Annotated in this window: 8 protein-coding genes; 3 read left to right on the top strand and 5 right to left on the bottom strand. The window is 70.4% G+C overall.

The genetic code is table 11. The features are described from left to right. Positions 1 to 189 precede the first annotated feature (189 nt). Entirely contained in the window at positions 190 to 921 is a 732-nt protein-coding gene (locus HGK34_RS08240; protein ID WP_201846095.1) for a DUF4191 domain-containing protein, read from the top strand. Positions 922 to 1,337: 416 nt separating this feature from the next. Next, positions 1,338 to 2,762 carry a type I glutamate--ammonia ligase gene (gene glnA / locus HGK34_RS08235; protein ID WP_201846094.1) on the top strand — a complete coding sequence of 475 codons (1,425 nt, stop codon included), beginning with the start codon at positions 1,338 to 1,340 and terminating at the stop codon, positions 2,760 to 2,762. A gap of 227 nt (positions 2,763 to 2,989) precedes the next feature. On the opposite strand, the gene HGK34_RS08230 is transcribed toward glnA, so the two are convergent. Further along, a complete protein-coding gene (locus HGK34_RS08230; RefSeq protein ID WP_201846093.1) occupies positions 2,990 to 3,130 on the bottom strand; it encodes a hypothetical protein in 141 nt (46 codons plus the stop codon). Positions 3,131 to 3,410: 280 nt separating this feature from the next. Then, positions 3,411 to 5,078, bottom strand: coding sequence for an alkyl sulfatase dimerization domain-containing protein (locus HGK34_RS08225; protein WP_201846092.1), 1,668 nt, complete (start codon positions 5,076 to 5,078; stop codon positions 3,411 to 3,413). Positions 5,079 to 5,252: 174 nt separating this feature from the next. Here HGK34_RS08225 and HGK34_RS08220 point away from each other — a divergent pair, with 174 nt between their 5' ends. After that, the gene (locus tag HGK34_RS08220; protein ID WP_201846091.1) at positions 5,253 to 5,999 is read left to right on the top strand and encodes a phosphotransferase family protein; all 747 of its coding nucleotides are present in this window, start codon (positions 5,253 to 5,255) and stop codon (positions 5,997 to 5,999) included. 40 nt (positions 6,000 to 6,039) lie between these two features. On the opposite strand, the gene HGK34_RS08215 is transcribed toward HGK34_RS08220, so the two are convergent. From HGK34_RS08215 to HGK34_RS08205, 3 genes are read right to left on the bottom strand one after another with little or no spacing between them, the layout of a single operon-like run. Beyond that, a complete protein-coding gene (locus HGK34_RS08215; protein WP_201846090.1) occupies positions 6,040 to 7,254 on the bottom strand; it encodes a vWA domain-containing protein in 1,215 nt (404 codons plus the stop codon). Position 7,255: 1 nt separating this feature from the next. Further along, positions 7,256 to 8,443, bottom strand: coding sequence for an AAA family ATPase (locus tag HGK34_RS08210; protein WP_201846089.1), 1,188 nt, complete (start codon positions 8,441 to 8,443; stop codon positions 7,256 to 7,258). A 54-nt stretch (positions 8,444 to 8,497) separates the two neighbouring features. Next, on the bottom strand, positions 8,498 to 9,775 hold the full coding sequence (locus HGK34_RS08205) for a hypothetical protein (protein WP_201846088.1): 1,278 nt from the start codon (positions 9,773 to 9,775) through the stop codon (positions 8,498 to 8,500). Positions 9,776 to 9,900 lie beyond the last annotated feature (125 nt).

Below are 9,900 nucleotides of genomic sequence, written 5' to 3'. Positions count from 1 at the left end.
AGATGTGTATAAGAGACAGCCCGCCACCCGGCCGGAAGTGCTGCTGCCCCGGCGTCAGGAGGTCACCGGCGACCGTTGCCAGTCCGCCGGCGGTCGTCAGGCGCCTCCTGACCGGGGTTCAGCGGGACGGGCGTGGCGAGGCGCGGGAGCGCGACGGCCGGCACGCGAGGGCACGTAGAATCATGTTCTATGGCCCGATCGAACTCCGAAGACGCCGCGCGCGCAGGCGCGGGCGGCTCGCAGAAGCCCAAGAAGCAGCGCTGGTACCACCAGGTGTGGGCCGTCTACAAGATGACCCACCGGCAGGATCCGGCCGTCACCTGGATCATGCTGGGCGTCTTCGTGGCGATCGTTCTTGCCGCCGAGGTGATCGGCCTGCTGTGGGGCCACCCGATCTACATGCTGATCGTGGGTATCCCGTTCGGCGTGCTCGGAGCGATGTTCGTGCTGTCGCGCAAGGCGGAGAAGGCGGCCTACACGCAGATCCAGGGCCAGCCGGGGGCAGCTCGAGCAGCGCTGGGGACGGTGCGTGGCGGCTGGACGTTCGAGGACGAGCCGGTGGCCGTCGATCCCCGCAACCAGGACTTCGTGTTCCGCGGTGTGGGCCGCGCAGGCGTGGTGCTCGTGTCCGAGGGCCCGTCGCACCGCGTGAAGAAGCTGCTCGACAAGGAGGTCAAGCGGACCGCCCGGGTCCTGCCCAACGTGCCGGTCACCGCGATCCAGTGCGGCGACGAGGACGGCCAGGTCCCCCTGACGAAGGTCACCCGCTCGGTGACCAAGCTGAAGAAGCAGCTCACCAAGACCGAGGTGACCGAGGTCGGCAAGCGCCTCAAGGCGCTCGGCGGAGCCCGGCTGCCGATCCCCAAGGGGATCGACCCCACCCGCATGCGCCCGGACCGCAAGGCGATGCGCGGGCGCTGATCCATACCGATGTCGGCGAGGGTGCCCCCCAGGAGCGCCCTCGCCGCGTCCAGCACGCTTTGCGCGAAGTTGACCTGTGGAGATCTCAGGTACGACGACGATCGCGGGCGTGCGGCATTCCACCACCCGGCTCACTGCCGGTGCCGGACCGCACCGCGTCCGACGTCGTCCATGGGAAACATCCGTCCACCGGACACCGATGGGACGGGGACAGCAGTTCTGGCAGTGTGGGAGCCGCTGACGCCGACCGGACTCATCCTTCTCCCGGGAGTTACACACCCGAGAGCCGGGCGTAACGTAGCGGCAACAATCAGTAACCGGAGAGAAACCGCGGAACCATAGGTTCGGGTGGATCCGTGCGCGGTCATCCGGACGGTCACTCTCCCGAACGTCATCCAGCGAGCCAAGGAGCGCAGATGTTCAGCAACGCCGAGGAGGCAATCGCCTTCACCCGCAACGAGGGGGTGGAGTTCGTCGACGTCCGGTTCATCGACCTGCCGGGCGTCATGCAGCACTTCAACATCCCCGTGGCGCAGTTCAACGAGGACGCCTTCGCCGAGGGCCTCATGTTCGACGGTTCGTCGATCCGCGGGTTCCAGGCGATCCACGAGTCCGACATGAAGCTCGTGCCGGACGTGGGCACGGCGTTCGTGGACCCGTTCCGCAAGGCCAAGACGCTGGTCATGAACTTCTCGATCGTGGACCCGTTCACGAACGAGCCCTACGCCCGCGACCCGCGCAACATCGCGGCCAAGGCCGAGGCGTACCTGCGCTCCACGGGCATCGCGGACACGGCGTTCTTCGCGCCCGAGGCCGAGTTCTACATCTTCGACGACGTGAAGTTCGGGACGTCGCAGTCCGAGGGTTTCTACCAGATCGACTCCGAAGAGGCCTGGTGGAACACCGGCCGCGACGAGGAGGGCGGCAACCTCGGCTACAAGACGCGCTACAAGGGCGGGTACTTCCCCACCTCGCCGAGCGACCGCTTCGCGGACCTCCGCGACGAGATGGTCACGACGCTCGGTCAGGTCGGCCTCTCCGTGGAGCGCGCGCACCACGAGGTCGGCACCGCCGGCCAGCAGGAGATCAACTACAAGTTCAACACCCTGCTGCACGCCGCCGACGACCTGATGAAGTTCAAGTACGTCATCAAGAACGTGGCGTTCGAGGCCGGCAAGTCGGCGACGTTCATGCCGAAGCCGATCTTCGGCGACAACGGCTCGGGCATGCACTCCCACCAGTCCCTGTGGCTGGGCGGCGAGCCCCTGTTCTACGACGAGAAGGGCTACGGCGGCCTGTCCGACACGGCCCGCTGGTACCTGGGCGGCATCCTCAAGCACGCGCCGTCGCTCCTGGCCTTCACGAACCCCTCGATGAACTCCTACCACCGTCTGGTGCCGGGCTTCGAGGCCCCCGTGAACCTGGTCTACTCGGCCCGTAACCGCTCCGCCTCGATCCGCATCCCGATCACGGGCTCCTCGCCGAAGGCGAAGCGCATCGAGTTCCGCGCGCCGGACCCGTCGTCGAACCCGTACCTCGCGTTCTCCGCGATGCTGCTGGCCGGCATCGACGGCATCAAGAACAAGATCGAGCCGCCGGCGCCGGTCGACAAGGACCTGTACGAGCTGCCCCCGGAGGAGCACGCGCTCATCCCGCAGGTCCCGACCTCGCTCCCGGAGGTGCTCGACGCCCTTGAGGCCGACCACGAGTTCCTCACCGCCGGTGACGTCTTCACCGAGGACCTCATCTCGACGTGGATCGACTACAAGCGCGAGAATGAGGTGGACCCGATCCGCCTGCGGCCGCACCCGCACGAGTTCGAGCTGTATTACGACATCTGACAGCCGGTCCCTCGTGACCTGCTGAGATGCGCCGAAACGGCGGCTGACCCGCACTCTCGTCTCGCGACGTTGTGCGGTGTCAGCCGCCGTTTCTCGTGCTCGGGCGTCACGCCGGCAAGCCAGCAACCACGTCATTCCGGCGACAATCTCGACGGCGGTCTCGTGTATCGCTTACCCGCAGGGGGAAGTACGAGCGGTCCCGTTGTTGCGGGGCCGCCGGGCACTGTTCACCACAGGCCGCGCTTGCGGCGCTTGCTGCTCCCCCAGACTCCCTTGCCCAGGTTCTTGCTGCGGCCCTTCGTCGTGCTTCCCCACGTCCCGCGCTTCCAGCTCTTCGCGCGGGACTTCCGACCCCACAGACCAGCCATCACGGACCTCCTAGCGCACAGTCGAACCTCAAGGCTACGCAGCGCCTCTCGCTCAGGTAATCACAGCCGACCCGGTTGACATCCGGCCCCGCAACCCGGTCTGCGGCGCAGGACGACTCGCGCTGCGGACGCTGACCCATCGAGGTCGCCAACCATCAGCCCCGGTCGACGACGTTCCTGATCATCGCGGCCCCACGCGCCATCGCGCACCGCGACGACAACAGATCGAGCGCGCCATCGACGTTTCGCGGCCGACGCCGAGCTCCAGGGAAGCCGCTGTCTACCTCATGTGCATGTAGAACGTGGTCCACTCGGTGTCCAGCAGGCTCCGGAGCTGGTGCCAGGCTGCTTCGCCGCCGGAGATGATCTTCGGCGCCTCGTTGCCCCTGAGCTGCTCCGGTGTCGCTTCGACCACGACTGCGGCGTCGTCGGCGATGCCGTCCTCGACGTGCAGCACCCGGTGACGGATGCGGACGGTGACTTCCTCGCCCGTGTCGGCTCCGCGGATCCCTACGGCCAGGCTGACGCCTTTCGCTCTCTCGGCATCGAGTTGGTAGCGCCACCCTCGCACGGTGTCGACGGCCGACTTGTCGACCGACATCATCGCGCCGTACGCGGCGAGGACTTGTGCGGGGTCCATCGCGCCCTCGAGTTCCAGGGCGCCGGTGAGGTACCACGAGCGAGCGATGGGGTTGAGCTCCTGGTACCCGCGGGCGCGCAGGGCCGCGGCCTTGACCAGTCGGGCGTCCTCGTTTCCCGGGTCGGCCCGCAGCGCGATCTGAGCGAGCTCGGCCGCAAGCTGGTGGTCACCGGAGGCGTGGTCCGCCTTGGCGGCGTCGAGCACTGCGTCGGCACCACCCATCAGCTCGGCCAGGCGGGCTGCCTTGTGCGCAGGGGGAGACGGGAACATGTCCGTCGAGTCGCCGGTGAACCAGCTGACCCAGCCGGTGAAGAACTCCGGCAGCGTGGTGAAGGGGGTGCCGTACATGGGCACCGTGTACGGCGGGTCCCACAGCTCCTCGGGGAACTCCTTCAGGGCGTGCTGGAGCTCGACCGGCGTGTACCCCTTGTTGATCAGGCGCACGGCCTGGTCCCAGAGATATTTCGTCGCGTCCACGTACTTGCTGACGTGACCTGCGATCGTGTCCTTGCCCTCGATGGGCCGGATGTGGGACCCGACGAGCCACTCGGGCCGGATCTCGAGGACCTTGTTCAGGGCCGAGATGTAGTTGTCAGGGATCCTCGGCTTGGAGCCGCGGATGGTGTGCATGTTGGGGATGCCGGTGAAGAACTCGTCGGCGATCGCGATCAGGTCGAACTCGGGCAGGTGGAGCCCGAACTCGCTGATCGCCTCACCGCCGGTGTAGAAGGCCTTGACCTCGATCCCGGCGATGGTCAGCGTGGTGTCTTCCGACAGCAGCTTCGTCGGCGGGATGAAGCCGGGTGCGCCGCCGGTCGGAAGCGTCCCGATGCCGTGGTGGTGCCGATCCTCCGGGCTGAGAAACGCTCCCCCGTAGTACCCCGATCCCATCGCCTGGCGCTGGAGCAGTTCGCCGAACTCGTTCGCCATCTCCGCGCCGAAGTTCTCCCAGGCGTAGATATCGACGGCGCCGGCGGCCACGTCGGCCGGGTCCACGATCGCGGACGCTCCGTTGTAGTGGTCGGTGTGATGGTGGGAGTAGAAGATCGCCTTCACCGGCTTGTCGGAGATCTTCTTGATCTCGGCCGCGATCACCTCGCCTGCCGGGTGGTTGACGCCCGTGTCGTAGACGATGAGGCCCTCGGGCCCTTCGACGACGGTGCTGTTCCCCAGCAGCCCGGCAGGACAGTAGACCGTCCACACCGGCAGGTCGCCGCACCGATAGGTTCCCTGCTGCTCCACGGTCAGCCGGCGGTGCTCCAGGAAGTAGTCCGGCCACGAACGGTTCACGTCGTACGGGTTTGCCATGTTCCCATCCCTGTCAGACGGCGGTGCGGGACACCCCGAACACCGTGCCTTCGACTCCCGGCCAGTCTGGCAAAGGGGCCGCGTGACGGCCTGTCGGAGGAGGCGTTCCCGGCCCGGGTGAACTCCACGCGCAATTCCGGGGACATCGGCGCCCGTCCCCGCCAGAATGGCCGGATGGACCAGGTGGAAGTCGTCGTCGCCCACAGTCAGCGTGCGACGCTGCGCGTCGGCGACAGGTTCCTGAAGGTCGACGGCGACCCGGCGCACGCCGGTGTCGAGGTGCGGGCGATGACCATGGCGCCGGTACCGACCCCGGCGATCCTCTGGCACGAGCCGCCCGTGCTGGCGATCGCGGCCGTGCCCGGCACGGCACTCGGAGTTCTCGGGCGCCCGTCGCCCGCGTCGGCTGCAGCGTGGGCCGCGACGGGGGCCGCCGTCCGGAGGCTGCACGACGCCCCACCGCCGCCGTGGCGGGGGCGCGGGCTCGACGACGTGGCGGCGGAGCTCGACCGCGAGTGCGCGTGGCTGCTCGACAACGCGGTTCTGCCCGCCGAGGTGATCCGGCGCAACCGCGAGATCGCCGAGGCGGCGCTCCGGCCGTGGAGGTCGGTGTTCGTCCACGGCGACCTGCAGATCACCCACGTGTTCGTCGACGGCGACGAGGTCACCGGCATCATCGACTGGTCCGAGGCCGCCCCCGGCGACGCCATGTTCGACCTCGCCACCCTGACGCTCGGGCACGAGGAACGCCTCGACGACCTCCTGGCCGGCTACGGCCCCGGCGCGGACCGGGACGTGATCCGCGCCTGGTGGTCGCTGCGCAGCCTGGTGGCGTCCCGCTGGCTGATCGAGCACGGCTTCGACCCGGACGCGCCGGGATGCGAGTTCGACGTGCTCAGAGCCCGGATGCGCGAACCGTAGGATCTCCCGGGCCGGCCGCGCCGGCCCGGCCGGCCGAGGATCACGCTCCCCGACCGATCCGCACCACCCGTGCCCATTCCGGGGGACCTGCCGGCACGTAGTCGCTCTCCTCGTTCCACCGGCGGGGCCGGTCGAACAGCCCGACGACGGTGCGGAATGCAGGGCGTGACGACGGCCAGGCGGTCTGCCCGTCGGTGAGCACGACCACGACATCGGGCCGCGGCGAACGGTCCGCCGCGGCGGCAATCCCGGTGCGCAGATCGGTTCCACCGCCTCCGACCAGCGAGAGTCCCTCAGCCTCGCAGACCGACCTGACGGTGTGCACGGCCGCGTCGCAGGAGAACACGGTGACCAGGTCGCGCCGGCCACCGAGCGTCCTGGTGATCGCCGCGATCTCCAGCATGGAGCTGCCGAGCTCCTCGTCGCTCACCGACAACGAGGTATCGACCACGACACCGACCCGGGGAGGCCGATGCCGCAGACTGGGCAGCACCACTCCGGCCAGTGCAGAACTGCGGCGGGCAGGACGACCGTACGTGTAGTCGTCGCCGACGCCGCCGGCCGTGACCGCGGACCGAACCGCCGCGCCGAGAAGGTCACGCCAGGGCTGAGGCGGGTGGACGACGTCGTCGGCCCACCGTTTCCACCCCGCCGGAGTGGACCCCGGCTTCCCGGCGATGCCCCGCGCCACCCGGATCCGGACGGCCTCGCGTTCAGACTCGGTCAGCCCGTGCGCACCGTCCGGCCCCAGGTCCCACGGCCGCAGCGCCCCGTCCGACCCGCTGCCGCAGTCATGCCAGGCGTACGGAGCGGTGAGCGGTCCCAGGCTGATGTCACGGACGTACTCCTCCATCAGGAGCCCTGGCGTGAGCCGGAGTGCCTCGACGGTCACGGCGCCGTCGGGCCGCTGCAACTCGTCGTCGTAGATGTCGTCGTTGATCTCGCAGTCCGCGGCGAGGTTGAGCCGAAAGTGTCCGGCACGCCCGTTCAGCCCCATGGCACGGGCGATGCGGTCGCCGCGGCCGTGATGGTCGCGCAGCAGATGGCTGACCTCGTGCACCCAGACGCCTGCGAGCTCCGCCACGGAGACCGAGTCCACGAAGGCCGCCGAGACGTAGCAGCGCCACTGCTTGTCGACGGCCATGGTCGGCACCGCCGTCGACTCGACGACGTCGAGCGCGAACAGCGCGGACGCCAGGAAGGGGCGGGCGCGGCAGGCCAGGAGGCGCGCGGCCCAGAGCTTCTCGGTGTCCATGTCAGGCACCCACCGGCAGCATCCCGGCACGCTTCCCCAGCGGCACCGCCACGGCGAACCTGTCGATCTCGGCCGGCACCTCCCAGCCCGGCTGCCGCAGCGAGGACAGCGTCATGACGGGCGTGACCAGCAGGTCCGGCGCGCCGGTCTCCAACGCCCGGACGAGCACCGCCCACGCCGCATGCCAGCGCTCCTGGCCGGGCCGCTTCTTCACGGCGAGCACCACGGCGTCCAGGGCCGCCTGCCGCAGGTCGCCCCGCTCCGGCAGCACGGCCGCCGCCGGGTCTGCGAGCAGTTCCTCCGGGTCGGGCAGGTCCATCCGGTCCAGCGCGGCCAGCAGCTCGAACCCGGCCCCGTCCCCGACGGCGCCCTTGACCAGGGGGGCGAGCACGTCCCGGTCGACGTCGGCCGCCGTGGCGAACGCGATCAGCCGCACCGCGGTCTCCCAGCTGCGCGGGGAGGGCCAGGCACCACCGCGGCGGGTCTCGGTGGCCGGGAGCTGGTGGATCAACGCGGGCCGCGCCTCCAGGAAGGTGCACACCGCCTTCCGGGCAACCGCCACCGCCTCGGTGACACGGTCGCGGTCCAGCTCCGGCAGGACGGCGCGCGGCCAGGTGCCGGCGAGTCCGCGGACCACGACGCCGTCGTCGTGCCGCCAGGTCAGGTGGACGAACCGGTTGGCCAGCGGCGCGCTCAGCTCCCACCCGTCGGCCGCCGACGAGCGCGGGTTGGCCGCCGCGACGATCCGCACGCCGTCGGGCAGCCGGAGCGCGCCGACCTGACGCTCCAGGACGACGCGCAGCAAGGCCGCCTGCACGGCGGGCGGGGCGGTGGACAGCTCGTCGAGGAACAGCAGTCCACGTCCGTCACGCACCAGGCGGACGGCCCAGTCGGGTGGGGCCATCGGGATGCCCTGCCGGGCCGGGTCGTCGCCCACGACGGGCAGGCCGTTGAAGTCGGACGGCTCGTGCACGCTGGCGATCACGGTGGTCAGGGGCAGGTCGAAGGAGTCGGCGAGCTGCGTGATCGCGGACGTCTTGCCGATCCCGGGCTCGCCCCACAGAAGGACTGGGACGTCGGCGGCCACGGCGAGCGCGAGCGTCGCCAGCTGGGGATCGGCGCGGGTCTCGGTGGTGGTGGCGGACAGGAGGGAGAGAAGGTCGGAGGCAACGGAGAGCTGAGCAGACATGAGCATCACCTGGTGTGTGGTCGAAGGATCGGAGAGCGCAGGAAGGAGCGCAGGTCAGGCGCGACGCCAGGCCCATGCCAGCGCACGCTGCCGTTGCCGGGGCGTGCGGTGGGGAGTGCCGTGACGAGCGACGTCGGAGTCGCCCACGCGAGCCGTCACGCGCTGGGCGTCGGGGTCGAGCAGCCTCACCGGCAGCCCCGCGCGATAGGCGCCGTAGGCGACCCGGGCCGATGCCGCGGCGGCCAGCTCGGCCCGTAGGTCACCGGCGCGCAGCACGGCGTCGGCCCCGAGCAGGTTCTCGACGGTGGCGACCGCCGACGCGGCATCCCCGTGGTCGAGCCGGGCACGGATGTCGTCGAGCTCGGTCGGGGCACGGTGCAGCCGGTCAAGGACTTCCAGGCACGGGATCGGGGTCCCGGTCAGCGTCGCCAGCAGCTGTTCACGACGAACCTCGGCGGCGTCGTGGTCGACGGCCCTGAGCACGCCGTCGACCACCTCGAGCCGGTGCACGCTACCGCCGCAGTCGACCAGGCGGGTCCCGGGCGAGGCGGGATGGACGACCTCGTGGCCGGGGTCGCCGGCCACGAGCGCCCGGGCGACCAGGGGGTGCAGCTGTGCGGGCCGGAGCATCCCGGCCTCCAGCAGGAGCACGTCCGGCGGCACCCACGTGGCGGCGTCGGGCAGCAGCAGCAGCGGTCTCGTCCCCGGCCGCGCAGCCCGGGCGGCCGGCGCTGGTTCGGTCACCGTCCCGTCCGGCCGCAGCAGCAGGCGCCGCGAGCCGAGCCGCACGACGACGTCGCTGCTCGGCGCATCCTCGGCCGTCCGGAGGATCTGGGCCTCCGCGGCCCAGCGGCACGAGACCCAGTCGGCGCGCGCGGTGCCGCCGGGACCACCTGCCCGGTCCGGGAGTTCGGCGGATCGCCGCGCGTCCCACAGGTGGCGGTGCAGGTCGAGCCGGAACCGGCGGTCGGGGTGCGGGTGCGGGTGTCCCCCCGCGCCTCCGTCCCACCAGGACAGAACCATCCGCTGCGGGCCGGAAGCCCAGGAGGGCGGCGTCCGGATCACCAGGTGCGCGGTGAGCTCGTCCGTCCGGTAGCGGGCCAGGGAAACGGTCAGTCCCGGGCGTAGCAGCCCGTCCGGCATCGCGCGTGGCATGTGCCAGCGCAGCAGGTCCGGAGCCAGGTGTCGCAGGTCGTCGCGGACCGCCGTCGACAGCTCGACGCCGTACCCATGACGCAGGGCGCGCAGGTCGACGTCGAGGTCGATACGAGCCGCGCTGCAGGCCCCCGCCCAGTCCCCGGTGAGACGGCGAGCGGTGGAAGCCTGGATCATCGGCGGTGGTACGGCGTACTCACGTACTCGCTGCCAGGCAAGAAGTCGGGATCGCCCGTTCACGTCCGTCGAGTGCATCAGCACTCACCGTCGGTGAAAGGGGCCCCCAATCTGGTGATCGTGAG

The organism is Myceligenerans indicum (assembly GCF_016742955.1).
Classification (GTDB): Bacteria; Actinomycetota; Actinomycetes; order Actinomycetales; family Cellulomonadaceae; genus Myceligenerans; species Myceligenerans indicum.
The sequence above is the reverse complement of the archived record's forward strand: the minus strand, read 5'-3'. Positions and strand labels throughout refer to the sequence as shown.